Origin of the sequence: Paenibacillus sp. Leaf72 (genome assembly GCF_001422685.1) — a bacterium.
In the GTDB taxonomy this organism is placed as follows: Bacteria; Bacillota; Bacilli; order Paenibacillales; family Paenibacillaceae; genus Pristimantibacillus.
Genome location: NZ_LMLV01000004.1, coordinates 103,181 through 121,557, shown reverse-complemented (window position 1 = coordinate 121,557; position 18,377 = coordinate 103,181). Strand labels below are relative to the sequence as shown.

The window sequence follows — 18,377 nt, the reverse complement described above, 5'->3', positions numbered from 1 at the left end:
GCTAAAGGTGGTAACGCTGATGTTATGTTTTTTTTGCTACTTCCACACGGCTGCTCTGCCCTGCTTTTAACTCCTGTATGATGGCTAGTTTCTCAATCGCATTGTATTCGTTCTTCTTAGACAAAGGAAAACTCCCCTTCAAGTAGCGGTTTATTTATTAAACCTGTTTACTTGAAGGAGAGCATATCAAAATAGGTAGCCTGTTCCGTAATTTATAGTGAGGTTAAGAACTTCACCTCCGGAAAGCGGCTATCCGGTCCTTTCATTAAGATTCCGCCTTGATTTTTCAGATGCATATCGAAGAAATCCAGCATATAGGCATTGATAACGGAGTTCGCTCTTTCGGGCGCAATCTTTCCTGTAATACCCAGCATTTTGAAAATCGGAGAAATGAACTGTACGTCGGCAAAATTCAAATGCTCCGTATTTTCGATATAGAGGACTTGTCCCCCTTCGTCGACCGTTTCGCGCATCCGTTCAAGCTCCAACTTTTTATCTTCTGTTACTTGATCCTCCCACTCTCTTGTTGAGCCCATACGGTTAAGCTCTGCATCCGTGTAGACCCGGTTATCCATCACCATTTTTAATTTTTCAGAATAGCTTTCCGAGTTGATGAACAAAAACGGCTTTCGCAGACCCTCTCTGTCACGCAATCGATAAAGCCCTCCATCAAGGTCTATTCCAACCGCGATTCGCGGATCGTAAGAAGCGTCATAGGCCGTCGCTCCGCCGATGGAATGACCGAATACCCCGACATGACCGAGATCAATCCTCCCTTTTAGATGACTTGGAATCTGCCCCGATTGGATGAGCTCGAATTGGTCCAGTGCAAACGCCACATCGTCGGTTAGAACTTTTCCCAACTTGTCGCGATTTCCTCTACTCGTCCGGTAATCATGGTCGGGCGAGAATAAGTCGTTGGTTGTGCTGGTCGTGATTCGACCGTCCGGAAACTCGGTTGCAAATGTATTGTAGGTGTGGTCGATCACTGCCACGATATATCCGTGACTCGCGAGATTTTCGGCTTGCGACGTGTGGAGGAACCTGGAAGAGCCATTGCCGGGATTCGCAAGGATCAGCGGGTATGAAGTCTGTGCCGAAGAGACTTCGGCCCCCGAATAAGCATGACTGGATACGTACTTCAGGTGTTGAAAAGTAAACCCGGGAAGGCCATAGTTCGCGGCCATATAACGTAAAATCTGGGTATCGGGAATAAAGGGAGCGTACTTGCCGGTGCCAGCCGGATACCATACCTGAACCATCAATTCCCTCTTGCCTGTCGCGGTTTTGCCAAATGTCTCCTCCCGGCTTGGATCGATGAAATGAAAGACTTGCGTGCCTACCTTCAACTCGCCGGTTGGCGCCGGAAAGTCGAATACGGGAAACACATAGAGGAAGCACCCCGTTGCGATTAGCCCAATCACGATAAAAAGGCGGCCCAGCACCCTACGGATTCGCGAGGCAGTCCGAACGACTTTCGGCGTTATGAAAACGTCTATAAGCGAAAGCATAAGCATCAGGATCGTAAATCCGTATAAAAATAAAAGCTGAACCCTGTATCCTTCGACAAGCAAATGTATCACTAAAAAAATGGAGCCTGCTCCGCTTGTCAGGAGCAAAGCTGATCTTCGGATACGTTGATTGAAAATGAACAGGAGTGCCAACAAACAAGCACTTGAAAAGAATAACAGCATTTCAAAAAACCTCACGCCAACTCCCCCTTAAAAATAGTCCTATCAATGGATTAGTATAGAGGAGCAGATAGGTTGATGCCATTGATCTAGATGACAATTGCCTTACACTCTTGTAAGGTTGCGCGACGATGGCGCAGAAAACGGCATGTAATGTGCGGATTCCTGTCTTTCGGCCGGGGTTGTTTCGGTGTGCGGTTTCGGAATGGTGAGGATGAACGGAAATCGCAGCATACAATCTCTGCGCGATTTGCTCCATGGCCGCTTGCGAAGGATGAACCAGATCAATCGATTGGTTTTCCGGCGACGATCCAGGAGCTTTGGACAAGCTGTTACCTCGGTCAGCATCACTTCCGCTAACTTGTTAAATCATAATTCAGCATAACTTAGCCCTCGTCTAGTTGAACAGGTGGGGGCTATTTGACGCTTACCCTATAAAAAATCATGAAATAATAACTGACAAGCTAAATGCTCATGGTTCGTGGGTGTACAACAACTATTTGTTAAAATGGAGTACGAGGTTGAACTCGATTATGAGGATGATTACATTGGGACACTTGATATATCTTTCTATGTAATTGTTTTAGAAACAAAAGAGCCATTCAGAGTTAAAGTTAGATATCATAATGTTTATGATCTCACATTACAAAAATCAACAACTTTATCTTTAACAAATGCTTTAATCATTCATGATTTGAAGGATGAGGAGGGAAGAAGTGCTTATGGACTTCAAAGAAGAAAATATTATCGAGAAGCTACAGGAGGGACTATCATGGAAAAAGCAGGTTATGCTTCATTATGGCTGGGGAAGCTGGGCTCTGAGGAGCAGTTCGATGATCTGCTTGAAATTAATTATACAGAGGATGGAGATTCGATTCCTTCTGCCTTCGCGGGGCATTTTGGCATCGAGTGGTATGACGATGATTTCAGGGAAGCTGAATTTTTCGCAGAGGAAGATCGAGGTGGCGATGCAGCGAATTTGCTGGCAGGCTTCTCCTATGAGGAGGAATTGATTCCGAAGTTTGCCGCTTTACTAAAAGGTATGACTTTGGATGAATTTAATACCGTCATTATTCTGTACAACTTCGAGTATGGTGGCGAACAGGGGAGCTATCAAGATACATCCACACAGCTGGAGTTTATTGGAAGTGTGCCGTACCAGGCATAATGACAGCATATGTCCAATGAATCCAACCTTTTCGTTTTAAAAAAAAGAGAGATCAGCCTGCTTTTTTAAGCAAAGCTAATCTCTCTTTTTCATTGCTCTTTTTATTGTCAAAAGGCTATTTTCGCAGCTCGCTGTATTGCCGATGAATACGGTTTTCTGGGTTTCGGTCGACCGTATACAATACGGCGAGGAAAATCCATTCCAGCGGCTTCATCAGCAGGTAAACGACATCGGCAGACCACGGCTGATTGATGTGCTTACTGAGCGGATAGCCATATTTGTCATAGCAGCGGCGGATGATTTTGTGCGTTCGTGGCGCGTACTCTTCAATAATATTTTCAAAAGCATTCGCAACCAGCAGCTGGCGGTTGACGACGATTCTGTTGCCGTGCCGAAGCCCGGCACGCAGTGGCTTGACGATTTTACGATGCCCCCTCACCGAAACGGTGCATAAATAATGACCGTCTCCCGGCACGAGAATCGGTGGAGGGGCTGGCAATTTCGAATAATGAAAGCTGCTCGTTTCGAGAAATACACGGATGAAGCTATCTGGACGCTGTCCGAACAGGACAAGCGGCAACTGGACGATTAGCATGACAGGGAAAAATGCAATCGACCAGAGCAGCGGCAGCCGGTAATATTTTTGGCGAAAATAGTCCATGAACCGCAGCCATTTGCTGCTGTACACAATCTCTTCTTGCTGGGCGCTGTGCATAAATGCATTGGCGGAATGCTTAAGCTCAGCTGCATACAAACCGATTAAGCAAGCGAAGCCTAAATGCAGCAAAATAATAGGAGTGGCTCCAGCGGAATCATCGCCGTAATGGCCGAAGCCAGTATGCGAAAAATAAACGATAGCAAATATAACATTGGCAATTAAGAGGACAGATGCTGCTGTGTATAGAAGCGGTGACAATGCTCCTCTGTTACTTTTCAACCCCCAATAAGCGAAGGCGCTCAAAATCATGCTGCAAATAATGGTCACAACATAATCATTGGAAAGGGTAGCGTACGCATCCCGAAAGTGTAATGTCCGTTCCAATTGATGCAGCGGCAACCCACCTGCTACACCGTGGTCGTTTAGAAGAAAGCCTGCACATAGAAACACTACCATTGCGATGAAGGACAGCAGCTCCATTATTTTTACATGCACCTTTTTAACGGATGTACGCTCATCTATAATCCAGCTTCGAATCATGAGAGCAATGGAGCTGATTGGGAAAAGAAAGAAGGCAATAATTAAAAATAGATACAAAATCAAGCGGTTCACTCCTTAAATTATGCGGACAACGGTGATGTAACGCTGGGCAGTCTCGCAATCTCATCCTTATATCCTCTCATATTTACCCAATTTCGGTCTAGCGAACTCAAAAATTTTCCCAAAAAAACCGATTTCAAAAAAAGGAATCGCGCACAACATGTCGAAATGATAAATCAACGAACATGAATAATCACAAAAGAAAGTAAATAAACATCTAAAGCGTCACAAAAAAGCTATTTCATGTTTGCTTTAAATAAGCTGATGAATAGGAGCAAGCCGATGGAGCCATATGTTTTAGAATTGAAAGCGATTACAAAAATTTTTCCCGGCGTTAAAGCGTTGAGCAATGTTTTGTTCCAGTTGAGACCCGGCGAAATTCATGCGCTAATGGGTGAAAATGGAGCAGGCAAATCGACCTTCATTAAAATCATTACCGGCGTGCACGCGCCCGATGAAGGTGAGATGTACGTGAATGGGCAGAAGGTGAAGTTTCAAAACCCGAATGACGCGAAGCGCCTCGGCATCGCTGCGATTTACCAGCATGTCACCTGTTATCCGGATCTTAGCGTGACGGAAAATATTTTTATGGGGCATGAAAAGGTGCAAAAAGGCACGCGTCGCATCCGCTGGAGCGAGATGCACAAGGAAGCGCAAAAGCTGCTGGATGACCTTGGCGCAAAATTCAGCCCGCGTACACTGATGGGGTCGCTCAGCGTAGCGGAGCAGCAAATCGTCGAAATTGCGAAAGCGCTATCCGCCGATGCGAAAATCATCATTATGGATGAGCCGACAGCGGCGCTCACGAAGCGGGAGAGCGAGGAGCTGTACCGAATTACGGAGCGGCTTCGCGATCGGGGAGCTTCGATTATTTTCATCTCCCATCGTTTCGAGGATATGTATCGACTGGCGAGCAAGGTGACCGTGTTCCGCGATGGCAAATATATCGGCAGCTGGCAGGTCGATGAAATTGACAATAAAGATTTAATCGTCGCCATGGTAGGCCGGGAAATTACCCAGCTGTTTCCGAAGACGGAGGCAAAGCTGGGGGAGGAAGTGCTCCGTGCAGAGGGGCTGGGCAGAACAGGCTATTTTGCGGATATTTCTTTTTCGCTGCGGCGCGGAGAAATATTAGGCTTTACCGGACTTGTAGGCGCAGGACGCACAGAGGTATTTCAAGGCCTGTTCGGCATTGAAGCGTATGACAAAGGGAATGTGTTCGTGAAGGGCGAGCCGGTGCGAGTAGATAATCCGCAGCAGGCGATGAAGCTTGGCATTGGCTACTTGCCGGAGGATCGGCAGAAGCAGGGGCTGGTGCTGGACTGGGAAATTTCACGCAATATCACGCTGCCCGCATTGGATCGCTTCGTCAGCAAAGGCTCGCTTGATACGGGGAAGGAAGAGGCGGAAGCAGTCAGGCTGGCGCAAAAAATGAACGTCAAGGCGCCAAGCATTTACAATCTGGTCAGCTCGCTATCTGGCGGCAACCAGCAGAAGGTTGTATTTGCCAAGCTGCTGACGGCTGATCTTGATATTCTCATACTCGACGAGCCGACGAAAGGTGTAGATGTTGGGGCGAAATCAGCCATTTATGAAATTATTAGCACCTTGGCGGGGCAAGGCTACGGCATCATTATGATTTCCTCGGAAATGCCGGAAATCATCGGGATGTGCGACCGGGTCGCCGTTATGCGCGAAGGCCGAATGACGGCGATGCTCGGCAAGGATGAGGTGACGCAGGAAAATATTTTGCAGGCGGCGATGGAAAGTCGCAGCCCGGGTGTTGTGCTAGCGTAGCGGTGGTGAGCTATAGCAAGAACAGTCTGCTGCTAAGACGGGACGATTCGCAAGCGTTATTTTTGAACGGGGAATATTCCATTATGAACGAAAAGGGTGGGACGGCAATGGCCGAGACAAAAATGGCTGCCAAGGGGCTAGTAAACAAGCCAGCAGAGAAGCAGTCGCTGAGCGCTGTGGTCGCGAAGTTTCGCGAGCTGGGATTGCTGGGGTTTATTATTGTGCTGTCACTTATCGTGCAGCTGCGCAATCCAAGCTTTCTAACGCTGGAAAATATGAACGACATGATTACGAATACGGCGATTTTGAGCATTTTGGCGGCAGGCATGATGCTCGTCATCATTACAAGAGGGATTGACCTGTCAATTGGAGCGACGCTTGCGCTGTCGGGTATGATTGCTGCCCTGACGGTAAATGCGTTCCCGGAGGTCAATCCGCTTATTGCGATTATGCTTGGAACGGCTGTCGGACTAGTGTGCGGCGTCGTACTCGGGTTTCTCATTGCAAAAATGGGCATTCTCCCGATTATCGCCACACTCGGCATGATGAACGTGTTCCGCGGGCTGACCTTTATGGCCAGCGGCGGCAAATGGGTAAGCGCCCATCAAATGCCGGTCAGCTTCAAAGCGATTGCAACAGGCTCGATTTTCGGCATCAATACGCTGATCGTCATTGCGGTCGTCATTTACATCGTATTTTATTATTTCATCAATCACACCCGTACCGGTAGACAGATTTACGCGGTGGGCAGCAATCCGGAATCGGCGAAAATCAGCGGCATCCGCAATGATCGCATTTTATGGCTCGTTTATTCGATTATGGGCGGTTTATCTGGTCTAGCCGGTGTGCTATGGGTATCCAAGTTCGCTTCTGCGCAAGGCGACACAGCTATGGGATATGAGCTAAGCGTAATTGCGGCCTGTGTACTCGGCGGCGTGAGCATTGCGGGCGGCTCGGGCAAAGTTTCCGGTGTTATCCTTGGCTCGATCTTGCTCGGCATTCTTAATAATGCGCTGCCGCTTATTAATGTATCGCCTTTTTGGCAGACGGGCATTCAAGGCTCGATTATATTGATCGCCGTTATTACGAATGCGCTCGTTAAACGGGGCGTTGACCGCAATAACCTCATGAGGAGGAACATTTAACGATGGAAACACGAGTCATTTCGGGCAGCCGGGCCTTTTCATGGAAGCGCTTTTTTATGCAATGGGAATGGATGCTGGTGCTGATATTTATTGCCGTAAACATTATGAATATGAATTTGTCCGAGTATTATTGGAGCTTTGACAGCCTGCGGGATGCGACGATGACGTTTCTTGATAAAGCGTTTATCGTTCTGCCGATGGTGCTTATCATCATTCTTGGGGACATTGATATTTCTGTAGCATCGATTGTTGCGTTATCCTCCGTCATCATGGCGGACTTATATAACTCGGGCGTTCCCATGCCGCTGGCAATGCTGATTTGCCTTGGCGTCGGCGTCGTATGCGGCTTTATTAACGGCCTGTTAATCGTCAAGTTCAAGGAGCTTTCCTCGGTTATAGTGACGCTGGCAACGATGATTATTTATCGCGGCATCGCTTATATTTTGCTGGAGGATCAAGCGGCAGGCAAGTTTCCAGAGTGGTTCAGCTTTCTTGGCTGGGGCTACGTTGGCCCGGTTCCCTTTATTCTCATTGTATTCGCCGTATTCGCGGCGGCGTTCATCGTGCTGCTGCATCGCACGACCTTCGGGCGGCGCATCTATGCGATGGGCAACAATTTGACAGCGAGCCGCTTCTCGGGTATTCGCGTCGATCGGATGAAAATTATCGTCTTCACCTTGGCGGGCTTGATGGCGGCAGTTACGGCGCTGTTTCTCACCTCGCGCATGGGCAGCACGAGACCGAATGTAGCGACAGGCTATGAGCTGGATGTTATTGCGATGGTTGTTCTTGGCGGCATTAGCACAGCGGGCGGCAAAGGGCGAATGATTGGCGCGATTTTGGCCGTGTTCCTGATCGGCTTCCTGCGCTACGGCCTTGGGCTCGTCAATGTGCCTGCGCAAATGCTGCTTATTATTCTCGGTCTGCTGCTCATCGTAGCGGTTATGCTGCCGAAGCTTAAGCTGTCTTCTCCTGCAAAGAAGCCAAGCCGCTAAGCGCAATGCACGGTAAACGGCTGCATTTTTAACAGGAGCGGGCAGCAGAGAGAGAAAAGCGTTTCGTTTGCGGCAGCCTGCCCGGCTCATCCGGGAAAGATGCAGCTTTTTATATACAAATGATAAAAGGGAGGCAATACAGATGAAAAAGGTTTTAGCGACATTTTTGACAGTAATCATGGTGTTAACGGTTTTAGCCGCATGCAGCACTTCGGGAAGCAAGCCAGCAGGGGAGTCCAGCGGCGATACCGGTGCGAGCGGCGGCAAGAAGAAATTTGCCATCATCTTTAAAAATACGGGCAACCCGTATGGCGAGAAAGAAATGGAAGGCTTTAAGCAGGCGATTGAGGAACTGGGGCATGAGGCGATTTTGAAGGCGCCGGATCAGCCGACTGCTGAAGCGCAAATTCAAATGATCGAGGAGCTCATTTCGCAAAAGGTTGCGTCTATCGCCATCGTCGGCAATGATCCCGACGCCTTGCAGCCTGCACTGAAAAAAGCGATGGATCAAGGCATCAAGGTGCTGTCGCTTGATTCCGCAGTTAATGGGGAAAGCCGGATGGTGCACATTAACCAAGCAGACCCTGAGCGTATTGGGCGTGTGCAGATACAGGCCATTTCCGATATGATCGGCGGTAAAGGGCAAATTGCAGTTCTCAGTGCAACTTCGCAGGCGACGAACCAGAACACATGGATCGAATGGATGAAGAAAGAGCTGGAGGACCCGAAATATAAAGACATCGAGCTAGTGAAGGTCGCTTATGGCGACGATCTGCGGGACAAAAGCGTATCGGAAACAGAGGCGCTGCTCAAATCATATCCAGACCTGAAAGGAATCATTGCGCCAACGACAGTAGGGATTGCTGCGGCAGGCAAAGTGCTTACCGATAAAGGACTGACGGGCAAAGTTCATTTGACGGGCCTGGGCCTACCAAGCGAAATGGCGGAATATATTGAAAGCGGCGTGAGTGAATGGATGTACTTGTGGAATCCGCTTGATGTGGGCTACTTGTCCGGCTATGCGGCTGACGCACTAGTGAATGGCACCATTAAAGGCGAGGTAGGCGACAAGTTTACAGCAGGACGCCTCGGTGATAAAGAAGTGATCGTTGACGTCGGCGGCACGCAAATTATGCTCGGCGATCCATTCAAATTTGATGCGGCAAACATTGCAGAGTGGAAGGAAGTCTACTAAAACAGGGCCGGGTTAAAAAGGAGGAAGCATCATGGCACTCAGCAATAAATATGCCTGGAGCTGGCAGGTGAAGGAGGAATGCTTGGAGGAATATGTCCGGATGCATCTTGATCCGTGGCCGGAAATTATGGAAGAGCATCGCAGTGCCGGCATCTCCAACTATTCTATTTTTCAAAATGGCACGCAGTTTTTCTATTGCTTTGAGTGCGATGATGTGGCAACGGCCTTCGCCTATATTGCAAAAAGCGATGCTTGCAACCGCTGGAATGCCCTTACGTCCAAAATGGTTCAAGGATCATTTCATTTGGAGCAAGCCGAGCCGATAAAACCGTTTCGCGAAATTTTTTTTCTGAAATAGCGTTTTAAAGCGATCCGCCTCAGCCCTTGCCGTTATGCGATTTTCAAGGTAAAGTGTTGCCCTGCTGCATAAAAGTACGCATAAGGTCAACACTGTTTCTCTAGACCCACTCTGGTTTAGTCGGGTATGATACCTTTACTTGGAGATCATTAGGAAATGAGGTAAGGACGCTTTGGATCAGTATGAAAAAATTAAGCAGGGCGAGAAGGGTGCTTGGCTTAGCATTGCCACCTATTTGACGCTTACCGCACTAAAGCTTGGAGGCGGCTATTATTTTGCTTCTGGAGCGCTCGTTGCGGATGGCTTTAACAATTTAACGGATATCGTGGCATCGCTTGCGGTACTTATCGGTTTGCGAATTTCACAGAAGCCGCCGGATAAAGATCATCCGTATGGACATTTTCGGGCAGAGACGATTGCCGCGCTGATTGCGTCCTTTATTATGGCAACGGTCGGCATTCAAGTACTGATTACAGCGGTCGGAGCACTTTGGTCAGATGCGGAGGCTGCTCCAGCGCTTAGCTCGGCGTGGATCGCTTTATTTTCTGCGGTCGTCATGCTGAGCGTCTATTATTACAATCGGCGGCTGGCCAAGCGGATCAACAATCAGGCGCTGATGGCGGCGTCAAAAGATAATTTATCCGATGCGCTAGTCAGTACGGGAGCAGCGATTGGCATTATCGGCGCGCAGTTCGGCCTGCCTTGGCTTGATCCAGTAGCGGCAATTGCGGTCGGTCTTATCATTTGCAAGACGGCTTGGGAAATTTTCTACAGCTCGACCCATGCGCTGACGGACGGCTTCGATGAGAAGGAGCTGACGACGCTTAGAGCGACGATTGAACGTACGAAAGGGGTGAAATCCATTAAGGATATTAAAGCCCGCGTTCATGGCAGCAACGTGCTGGTTGACGTCATTGTACAGGTGGATCCAGAGCTCACGCTAATCGAAAGCCATATCATTTGTGATAATATTGAGCATCGCATGGAGCGCAAGCATAATATTATGAGTGTGCATGTCCATGTGGAGCCTCATGAGCTGGAGCCTGCGCAACGCGAGCCAAATGTCGAGTGAGATGTCGAATAAAAGGGATGTAATTGTTCCCAAGGTAAAATAAACCAATTTAACTAGTCCTTTAGTCTCGGTTGATTATCGCGACTAAAGTCTTGTTTTCTGACTTGGGTTAAAAAAGCAATAAAGTGAGTAACAGCAGTAGCTGCAGCGCTTTATATGAAGGGGTCATTCGCAAATGCGAAGGCCTCTTCGTTTTTTAATGCGAATTTTTAATGCTTCCAATTTACCAATTTGGCAAATTGGCAAATAGGATAAAAGGTTGATGCTGGCGGCAAGATGGCGACCCTACAATGGTTGAAGCACCATTTATTTATTTTCAAACAACCAAGGAGGCGTACAGCTTGAAACACACCATGAAAAAAAGGATGATCACCGCCGCTTTCACTGCATCCCTATTGCTGGGTTCTGTCTCGGCTTCAATTCCCACAGTGATGGCTGCTCAGAGCGCAACCGTAGATGCAGGCGTGAACTTCCGCAGCGCACCAGCGGCATCGGCTCCCGTTATTCGCATGCTTAAAAAAGGAGAACAGGTAACGATTCTGGATGCTTCCAATGCGTATTGGTATAAGCTGCAGGATTCTTCTGGACGGACAGGCTATGCTTCGCCTTCCTATTTTTCAGTATCATCCGTAGCGAAGCCAAACACGGCAACAGGTACGATTCAAAAGTCGGTAGCCTTTCGGACGGGCGCTTCTCTGTCGGCTAGCCGTATCCGGTTTTTGCAGGCTGGTGAGCAGGTAGCGATTGTATCCCAGCCAAACGGCAGTTGGTATGAAATTAAAGATTCTTCTGGACAAGCTGGCTTTGTCAGCTCGCAATCCCAATATATTAGCGTCTCAGGAAACGTTTCATCAGGCGGCAGTGGAAGTGGCGGCAGTGGCAGCGGTTCAGGCAGCTCAGCACCATCGACCGGTTCTGTGGAAAGCGTCATTGCGGCGGGGCTTAAATATTTAGGTACACCTTATGAATATGGCTCAAGCCGCAGCACGACATCCACATTTGATTGCTCGGATTTTGTAAGGCAAGCTTTTCTGGATGGGGTAGGCATTAAGCTGCCAGCTGATTCGAGGGGACAAGGGGAGTATATTACGCAGCGAGGGAAAGCGGTGTCGGACTGGCGTCAGCTTAAGCGTGGCGATCTTATGTTTTTCATGTCTTATAAGGGAAGTAAAGCTTCTGCTTATGCAGGCACGAACAAAGCATCAGCAACGATTACGCATGACGGGATTTATTTAGGGGACGGCAAAATTTTGCATACATATTCCAATGAGGCTGGCGGCGTAACGATAAGCAGCATAGCAGGCACCCATTGGGAATATCGATTCTTGTATGGAGGCAGCGCGCTGTAGGCCGGGCAAGGGACAACCACCAATTTTGAAACATCTGCTATAAAAAAAGACAGCCTCCAGCATTCATCGCTAAGCGACAATGATGCTGGAGGCTGCTCATTGAGCAAGCCTGAGGTTAAGCTGTAAAGTCTTTCTGCGGCGCGATTGGCGTTTGCCGCCGTTTCCCTGGTTTGGGCAAATTGCCGAACAGCACCCAGGAGAAAGGCAAAAACCGTGCGGCTAATGAAACGATAATCCAAGAGCCGACGAGCGCAGCTGCATAGCCGCCCACATACCAGCTGTGCAGCAGCAAGGAATTGCCTGTCACAGGTGGATATTCGCGGTAGTAGAACAGGATGAACGGGTGAACCAAGTAAATGCCGAACGATAAAGCGCCAAGCTTAGAAAGCAGCGAAACTAGCCAAGGCGCTGCCTTGCGGTACAGCAGAAAGCCAAGCTGCAGCAGCACGAGCGCCGAGAAGAAAGTATGCATATTCCATAAAAATTCATACAGCAGCGAGTGGTAGCTCTCGATTTTAAGTCTCGTATCATACCAAATGCTTACATGCCATAACCCAGCGGCAAGCCATAGGCACCATAATGCAAGCCATGCCGCAACTCGCGTTTTGCTCGCATTTTGTTTGTTTATAATGATCCAATGCTTGATTTTCGGAAAATAGATACCGATTGCTGCCCCCATCAAATAGTAGGAGAAGTAGGATAGCGAGTAGCTGCCCTTATTCGGTATCGGCGTCGTCAGCGCGTATTTATTAATGAGAACGAAGGCCCATTGAATGGCAAAGCCGGCTGGTATTGCCCATTTGACTAGAGCTGGAAACTTCTTCAACAGCCATAGAAACAACGGAAGAAGCAAATAAAACTGGATGCTGATAAACACAAAATACAAATGCGTATAGGCGTTGCCCGTCAACACCTTGTCCCAGAAGCTGCTTAGCGTTTGATCAAGCGGCCTGTTTGGATAGTAGTTGTAATGCAGCAGGGTGAAATAAATAACGGAAAAAACCAAATAAGGAATAATGATATAAAGCGCTCTGCGTTTATAAAAGGAGCCAATCAGCTTGGCGTCCAGCGGCCTCGTATAATAATTGTAAAATAGCACAAAGCTGCTTAGAAAAATAAAGGTCGGCGTGCCGAATTTCATAAAAATATTAAAAAAGTTATATAAGAAATAGTAGCCGGAATTGACCATTTTCAGCGTAGCGTAGGAGGTCGAGTGGACCGATAATACACCTAATATGGCCATTGCACGAACCATCTGCAGCTCGGGAATCGCTTCCCGGCGCTGCAAGGATGCTGTAGACATGTAGCATTTCTTCCTTTCTGTGAGGCTATTCGCGCGGATGTCTGCGAGCTACACCGCTTTCGATAGCAGCATGGATGACGCGTTTTCGCACCTCTTCTACGACTTTGGCATTGAAAACGCTAGGGATAATATACATCGGGCTGAGCTCGTCATCGCTAATGACAGAAGCAATCGCTTCGGCGGCAGCCAGCTTCATTTCTTCATTGACGGTAGTTGCACGGCTATCGAGTGCCCCGCGGAAAATGCCCGGAAAGCACAGAACGTTGTTAATTTGATTCGGATAGTCGGATCGCCCTGTTGCAAACACAGCAACGATATCCTCGACCAGCTCTGGACGAATTTCAGGCTCGGGATTCGCCATAGCAAATACGATCGGCTCTGCATTCATCGATTCAATATGCGCTCTGGTCAAAATCCCGCCCGCCGATACGCCAATAAATACATCTGCACCAGCAAGCGCCTCGGACAAATGGCCCGCCTTCTTCTCGGTATTTGTATGTTCGGCGTACCACTGCCACATGCCATTGTCATAATGGCGGTCTGCGGTTAAAATCCCTTCACGGTCGACTCCAATAATATGTTTTGCGCCGCCGGCAAGCAGCATCTTGGTGCAAGCCGTACCTGCTGCACCAATACCACATATAACGAAGCGGGTATTAGAAATGTTTCGGCCCGTCAGCTTGAGCGCATTCAGCATAGCGGCGAACAGGACGACGGCTGTACCGTGCTGATCATCGTGAAACACAGGGATATCAAGCTCTTCACGCAATCGGCGTTCGATCTCAAAGCAGCGCGGAGCGGAAATATCTTCTAGATTAATACCGCCGAAGCCCGGCGCTAATTGTTTGACGGCTTGAATAATCTGTTCCGTATCTTGGGTATCGAGGCAAATGGGAAACGCATCAACGTCTGCGAATTGCTTGAACAGCATCGCCTTGCCCTCCATGACAGGCATTGCCGCATATGGCCCGATATTGCCAAGCCCGAGCACGGCACTGCCATCAGAGACGACAGCGACGGTATTGCGTTTAATCGTTAGTGTAAATGCTTTGGACGGATCTTGTTCAATCGCTTGGCATACTCTTGCGACGTCTGGCGTATAAACGCGCGAGAGATCGTCGCGGTTCTGTATCGGCGTTTTTGGCTGAACCGTAATTTTGCCACCAAGGTGGAGCAGAAAGGTGCGATCGGAAATGTGCTGAAGGCGGATGCCGGGCAGCGTGCCAAGAGCCGAGGAAATACGATCGGCTGTGCCTGCTTCGGTCATCTTTACGGTCAAGTCCCGTACGGTCGTTGTTTTATCGGTATGAATGACGTCAATCGCTATAATATCGCCGCCAGCAGTCTCAATAGCCGTCGCGGCCTTGCCGAACTGTGCTTGCTGAATATCGATTTCCACCCGTAAAATAATCGTTTTACCGTCCATGCTGCGTTCCTTCATTCGCTTTCCACTCCTTATCGATTGGCCGATGAGTCTGACAAAAACGCCGTCACTGCATTAAACGCAGGACGGCATTCGGGCAGCTCTTCGGGTCGTATTGTTGGTTGCGCTTCGTTAGCAAGCTTTCTCGGAATTGGCCTGAGGTATACGGTTCCTGAATCATGGCAAACCACTTATCTACCATTGCAGCAGAATCAAGCATTTCACCAAAGCCATTGCGGATAAAATATTCGCAGTTTTCTTCTTCCTGTCCCGGAATCGGTTCATAGAAGAGCATTGGCATTCCTTTGCTCATGCCTTCGGTACAGGTCATCCCGCCAGGCTTCGTCACGAGAAGATCGGCAATGTCCATCAGCTTGCTGATCTCGTTCGTAAACCCGAGCACTTGAATGTTCGGATGCTGAAACTTCGTGCTCGAAAGCATTTTTTCCCTTACCTTCTCATTGCTGCCTACGCAGAATATCAACTGTATGTTGTCGCGCCACTTGGTCATATATTCAAGGAGATTGTCTTCATACATCAATCCCCACCCGCCACCCATTATAAGCACGGTAGGCATCGGCTTTAAGTTGAACTTTTGCAGCAGCTCCTGCTTGTCGTAGGTTGTCCAGAAGTTCGGATGTACCGGAATGCCGGTCACTTCTATCTTCATGGGTATTACGCCGCGCTCCATCAGCTTGTTTCTCACAAGCGGGGTAGATACCAGGTATTTGCTGACTTCCGGATTGACCCATGCGCCATGAGCATCGTAATCGGTAATAAGCGTGTAAAGCGGAATATGTAGTCCAAGACGCTTTAGCCTGCCTACGACTGCATTGGGAACAGGATGCGTACATACGATAAGATCCGGCTTCAACTGGGAAATAACCTGCGACGTTTGTGTATAGAACATGCGATGAAGAGCAAGCTGCGTAAAGCGGTTAAGCGATTTCTTGTAATTGCTGCGATACATCAGGCCGACCATTTTTGGCTGTTTGCTTACGGTTTTGCGATAAGCAGACATAATCCATGGCCCGACAACCGGATTAAGAAATTTGCCCAGCTCGATAACGCGGGTTTGAATCTCGGGGTTAATTTGGCGCAGTCCCGCCGCTAAAGCATATGCGGCTTGCGTATGTCCCGAGCCAAAGCCCTCGGAGAGCAGCAGCACTCTTTTCTTACGCATAATGTCACCTACTTTTCTAATTCCATAATACGTCGCCAAGGTTGGGAACACAAGTCATTCCAGGTTATTAAAATGCAAGTGTCCGCACCTGTTGCGTTCTTTAGTAGCTTGCTCAATATGCTGATGCAGCTACCTGTCGCAAGCAGCGGGGTTCAGAGCTTGCCTGCCGGCGCTATTGTCCTTTATGATTAGAATGGCATTAACCGGAAGCAGATTATTCATTAGGATCGTTTCATTTAAAATATAAGCAGTTATAAGTATTACACTTATAATGGGCATTCAAGTAGGAGGCATGCTTAATGGAAGAAGCAAGGAGCGCGTTTGAAGTCGGAGCCATTGTAAAAGCGGAAGTAAGATCGGGACTATATGTAGGAGAAGTAATGGAATTGCATGGGCCCCGTGCCTTGTTCAAGGTGCTGGCTGTCCTTAAGCATCCACAGCAAGGGGACCTGCACCATCCGTATGAGCCGGATGTACCGCTATTTCATGAGCGGCCGGCGCTGGCCTATACAGAGAAGACGATGATTCCGCTGCGCCAGCTGCAGACCTTTAGCGGCCATGTGCCGGATTACCGCGAATCGCTGCATGCGGCTTTGGCAGCCGAAGTGGCTACGCTTGACCGGTTAAAGCGCTGGTCCGAGCAGGGGCTTGCTTTGCTTGAGCAGCTTGGAAAGCAATACAAGTAGCCGTTGATGGAGCCTCTGGATTGGGCTGCGCCAATCGGATAAAACAAATGGCAGTCGTTCACTTAGGACGGCTGCCATTTGTTTCATTTATGAGTAGTCTTGCGCCTGCCTGCTTTCCTAGCTTGAAGCTAGTTGATGAAGGCAGCTTGAAGTGTACTGCGGTAGGTAACCTGCAAGCCAAGTTCCTCGGAGAGGACCGCTAGCGGCAAATAGGTTTTTTGCTCTTTGCCGTTCTTTTGCAAATAAGCGGCAGGACTGTTCAGTTTTTTCTTCACGCCATCGACGAGTATAGTTGACGATCCAATCGTAAACGCTACCGTATGTTTATTGTAGGAAACGGTTGCCGTTTGGGTCGTTTTGTTCCAGTCAAGCTTCGCTCCAATGGCATTTGTAATGTCGCGCATCGGTACGAAGGTGCGATTGCTCTTCATCGTGGCAGGGGATGCAGCGGGCAGTTCCTTGCCGCGCACAACTACCGAAACGGGCACATTCGCTGGGCGAGTGCGAACATTCAAATATTTATTCCATATTGTGGTAGAATAAGTGTGACCCATAGCAGCGTACCCAAGGCGAGTCGGGTGGACATCGCTGTTGGAGATTGACGTATATTCCAGCTCCTTGCCGACAAAAGGCTTGCTGACCTCAGTGATGGAAATATCGATGCCTTCCGCTTTTATAGCGGCAACAATCGTTTTTAGCTTTTCGTTTAGCTGGCTCAGCGCCTGTAATTCAAATTCGCGCAGGCGTGCTGCATCTGGAGGCAGAGGAAAGCTTAGGCTGCCAACCGTAATCGTTGCCGGAATCGGCATATATTGATCGGCGATCACGAGTTTTGCTTTTGGCGCGAGTGACGTTACCGCCTGCAGTCCTGCAGTCAGTCCCGTTTCATATTGAGTCAATGAGGCTTGCAGCAGCTGTGCCTTCTCCTCATCTGTCGTTGTGGAAGTGATTTGTGCAGCTACACCAAGCAGATCATTGCCGCCAATCGTCATGACGATCAGATCGGCACCGCGGATGCTGCCTCCGATTTTTGCAGTATCGCCAATAATGCTAGTGGCACGCGGATCTTTCAGGCTAGGCTGCACATCGCTCACAGAGACGCTTTTGCCATCTTTAACCGCTCCAAGTAAGTGGCTAAAGCCTGTTGACGTCAGCCCAAGCAGGCCATAATTGACATATTCCGCGCGAAGCCCCTGGAACAAGGCCTGCTCATATACATGCTCCACATAGCCATAGGGCACAGATTTTGCATCAAAGCCATACTCATAGCCGGCCGTAAGTGAATCTCCAAGCGCAACAATTTGATAGGTTGCAGCCGCAGCTTCTTCTGCAGCGGCAGCTGTTTTCCAGCCAGGTGAAGCCACCAATAAACCGATAATTATAAATAGAAACGACACTTTCCTCCACTTTCCAGACAACATAGACACTTCCTTTTGATAAAATAGTAGCAGCGGGTTTTCATTCATTTGCATAATTGTGTATAAAGTTTGCAGTAAGAACACGAACATTGCCGTTCTGCTCCCAATTATGAAAATATTAAATTGATTCCGTTTTGGCCTGATGTTAAAATACTGTAATAATCGCAAGTGGCGGAATACAGCCCGGAATATGGTCAACCTCAAACGATCCCCGCAGCGCTGCTTAATTTTATTCAACATAACACGAACGTTTCCCTGCGAGTGCAGCTAAAAAGTTTGTGTACACCTATTCGGCGCGCTGCCGGATACAGTCGTTTGAGTAATTATGCAAAGTGA

Annotated in this window: 16 protein-coding genes; 10 read left to right on the top strand and 6 right to left on the bottom strand. The window is 48.6% G+C overall.

Translation table 11 applies throughout. From position 1 onward, the window contains the following. Window positions 1-212: 212 nt before the first annotated feature. Window positions 213-1,709, bottom strand: a complete 1,497-nt coding sequence (locus ASF12_RS11460) for an alpha/beta hydrolase family protein (protein ID WP_056034198.1) — start codon at window positions 1,707-1,709, stop codon at window positions 213-215. Between the two features lie 174 nt (window positions 1,710-1,883). Between ASF12_RS11460 and ASF12_RS34405 the strand changes: the two genes are divergently transcribed. Then, a complete protein-coding gene (locus ASF12_RS34405; RefSeq protein WP_155973073.1) occupies window positions 1,884-2,051 on the top strand; it encodes a hypothetical protein in 168 nt (55 codons plus the stop codon). A gap of 412 nt (window positions 2,052-2,463) precedes the next feature. Further along, on the top strand, window positions 2,464-2,859 hold the full coding sequence (locus ASF12_RS35050) for an immunity 22 family protein (RefSeq protein ID WP_056034195.1): 396 nt from the start codon (window positions 2,464-2,466) through the stop codon (window positions 2,857-2,859). Between the two features lie 115 nt (window positions 2,860-2,974). Here ASF12_RS35050 and ASF12_RS11450 read toward each other — a convergent pair whose 3' ends face one another. Next, window positions 2,975-4,129 (bottom strand): DUF6688 domain-containing protein, encoded by a 1,155-nt coding sequence (locus ASF12_RS11450; protein WP_063892546.1) that lies wholly within the window; start codon window positions 4,127-4,129, stop codon window positions 2,975-2,977. A 270-nt stretch (window positions 4,130-4,399) separates the two neighbouring features. On the opposite strand from ASF12_RS11450, the gene ASF12_RS11445 reads away from it, so the two are divergent. The 7 genes from ASF12_RS11445 (at window position 4,400) to ASF12_RS11415 (ending at window position 12,028) form a co-directional block, all read left to right on the top strand. Beyond that, window positions 4,400-5,914, top strand: coding sequence for a sugar ABC transporter ATP-binding protein (locus ASF12_RS11445; protein WP_056034315.1), 1,515 nt, complete (start codon window positions 4,400-4,402; stop codon window positions 5,912-5,914). 83 nt (window positions 5,915-5,997) lie between these two features. Then, window positions 5,998-7,059 (top strand): ABC transporter permease, encoded by a 1,062-nt coding sequence (locus ASF12_RS11440; protein WP_200931612.1) that lies wholly within the window; start codon window positions 5,998-6,000, stop codon window positions 7,057-7,059. Window positions 7,060-7,061: 2 nt separating this feature from the next. Then, the gene (locus ASF12_RS11435) at window positions 7,062-8,054 is read left to right on the top strand and encodes an ABC transporter permease (RefSeq protein ID WP_056034188.1); all 993 of its coding nucleotides are present in this window, start codon (window positions 7,062-7,064) and stop codon (window positions 8,052-8,054) included. A gap of 142 nt (window positions 8,055-8,196) precedes the next feature. After that, window positions 8,197-9,249, top strand: coding sequence for a rhamnose ABC transporter substrate-binding protein (gene rhaS, locus ASF12_RS11430; RefSeq protein WP_056034186.1), 1,053 nt, complete (start codon window positions 8,197-8,199; stop codon window positions 9,247-9,249). A gap of 31 nt (window positions 9,250-9,280) precedes the next feature. Further along, window positions 9,281-9,607: an L-rhamnose mutarotase gene (locus ASF12_RS11425; RefSeq protein ID WP_056034182.1), complete on the top strand. Its 327-nt coding sequence runs from the start codon at window positions 9,281-9,283 to the stop codon at window positions 9,605-9,607. 172 nt (window positions 9,608-9,779) lie between these two features. Beyond that, window positions 9,780-10,679 (top strand): cation diffusion facilitator family transporter, encoded by a 900-nt coding sequence (locus tag ASF12_RS11420; protein WP_056034179.1) that lies wholly within the window; start codon window positions 9,780-9,782, stop codon window positions 10,677-10,679. A gap of 341 nt (window positions 10,680-11,020) precedes the next feature. Then, window positions 11,021-12,028: a C40 family peptidase gene (locus tag ASF12_RS11415; RefSeq protein WP_235533125.1), complete on the top strand. Its 1,008-nt coding sequence runs from the start codon at window positions 11,021-11,023 to the stop codon at window positions 12,026-12,028. A gap of 115 nt (window positions 12,029-12,143) precedes the next feature. Here the strand turns inward: ASF12_RS11415 and ASF12_RS11410 are convergent, their stop codons facing one another. Genes ASF12_RS11410 through ASF12_RS11400 form a run of 3 tightly spaced genes read right to left on the bottom strand, consistent with a single transcriptional unit; the run spans window position 12,144 to window position 15,937 of the window. Further along, window positions 12,144-13,331: an acyltransferase gene (locus tag ASF12_RS11410; protein WP_056034177.1), complete on the bottom strand. Its 1,188-nt coding sequence runs from the start codon at window positions 13,329-13,331 to the stop codon at window positions 12,144-12,146. 25 nt (window positions 13,332-13,356) lie between these two features. Continuing rightward, entirely contained in the window at window positions 13,357-14,772 is a 1,416-nt protein-coding gene (locus tag ASF12_RS11405; RefSeq protein ID WP_056034175.1) for an NAD-dependent malic enzyme, read from the bottom strand. A 49-nt stretch (window positions 14,773-14,821) separates the two neighbouring features. Continuing rightward, window positions 14,822-15,937 (bottom strand): MGDG synthase family glycosyltransferase, encoded by a 1,116-nt coding sequence (locus ASF12_RS11400; RefSeq protein ID WP_056034172.1) that lies wholly within the window; start codon window positions 15,935-15,937, stop codon window positions 14,822-14,824. A gap of 299 nt (window positions 15,938-16,236) precedes the next feature. On the opposite strand from ASF12_RS11400, the gene kapB reads away from it, so the two are divergent. After that, a complete protein-coding gene (kapB, locus tag ASF12_RS11395; RefSeq protein ID WP_056034168.1) occupies window positions 16,237-16,623 on the top strand; it encodes a sporulation phosphorelay system protein KapB in 387 nt (128 codons plus the stop codon). A gap of 128 nt (window positions 16,624-16,751) precedes the next feature. On the opposite strand, the gene ASF12_RS11390 is transcribed toward kapB, so the two are convergent. Next, window positions 16,752-18,131, bottom strand: a complete 1,380-nt coding sequence (locus tag ASF12_RS11390) for a stalk domain-containing protein (RefSeq protein WP_056034167.1) — start codon at window positions 18,129-18,131, stop codon at window positions 16,752-16,754. Window positions 18,132-18,377 lie beyond the last annotated feature (246 nt).

Coding starts and splice junctions, on each gene's coding strand:
- ASF12_RS11400 (WP_056034172.1), bottom strand. CDS start 15,937: ATGCGTAAGAAAAGAGTGCTGCTGCTCTCCGAGGGCTTTGGCTCGGGA.
- rhaS (WP_056034186.1), top strand. CDS start 8,197: ATGAAAAAGGTTTTAGCGACATTTTTGACAGTAATCATGGTGTTAACG.
- ASF12_RS11390 (WP_056034167.1), bottom strand. CDS start 18,131: ATGTTCGTGTTCTTACTGCAAACTTTATACACAATTATGCAAATGAAT.
- ASF12_RS11425 (WP_056034182.1), top strand. CDS start 9,281: ATGGCACTCAGCAATAAATATGCCTGGAGCTGGCAGGTGAAGGAGGAA.
- ASF12_RS35050 (WP_056034195.1), top strand. CDS start 2,464: ATGGAAAAAGCAGGTTATGCTTCATTATGGCTGGGGAAGCTGGGCTCT.
- ASF12_RS11405 (WP_056034175.1), bottom strand. CDS start 14,772: ATGAAGGAACGCAGCATGGACGGTAAAACGATTATTTTACGGGTGGAA.
- ASF12_RS11410 (WP_056034177.1), bottom strand. CDS start 13,331: ATGTCTACAGCATCCTTGCAGCGCCGGGAAGCGATTCCCGAGCTGCAG.
- ASF12_RS11440 (WP_200931612.1), top strand. CDS start 5,998: ATGAACGAAAAGGGTGGGACGGCAATGGCCGAGACAAAAATGGCTGCC.
- ASF12_RS11435 (WP_056034188.1), top strand. CDS start 7,062: ATGGAAACACGAGTCATTTCGGGCAGCCGGGCCTTTTCATGGAAGCGC.
- kapB (WP_056034168.1), top strand. CDS start 16,237: ATGGAAGAAGCAAGGAGCGCGTTTGAAGTCGGAGCCATTGTAAAAGCG.
- ASF12_RS11445 (WP_056034315.1), top strand. CDS start 4,400: ATGGAGCCATATGTTTTAGAATTGAAAGCGATTACAAAAATTTTTCCC.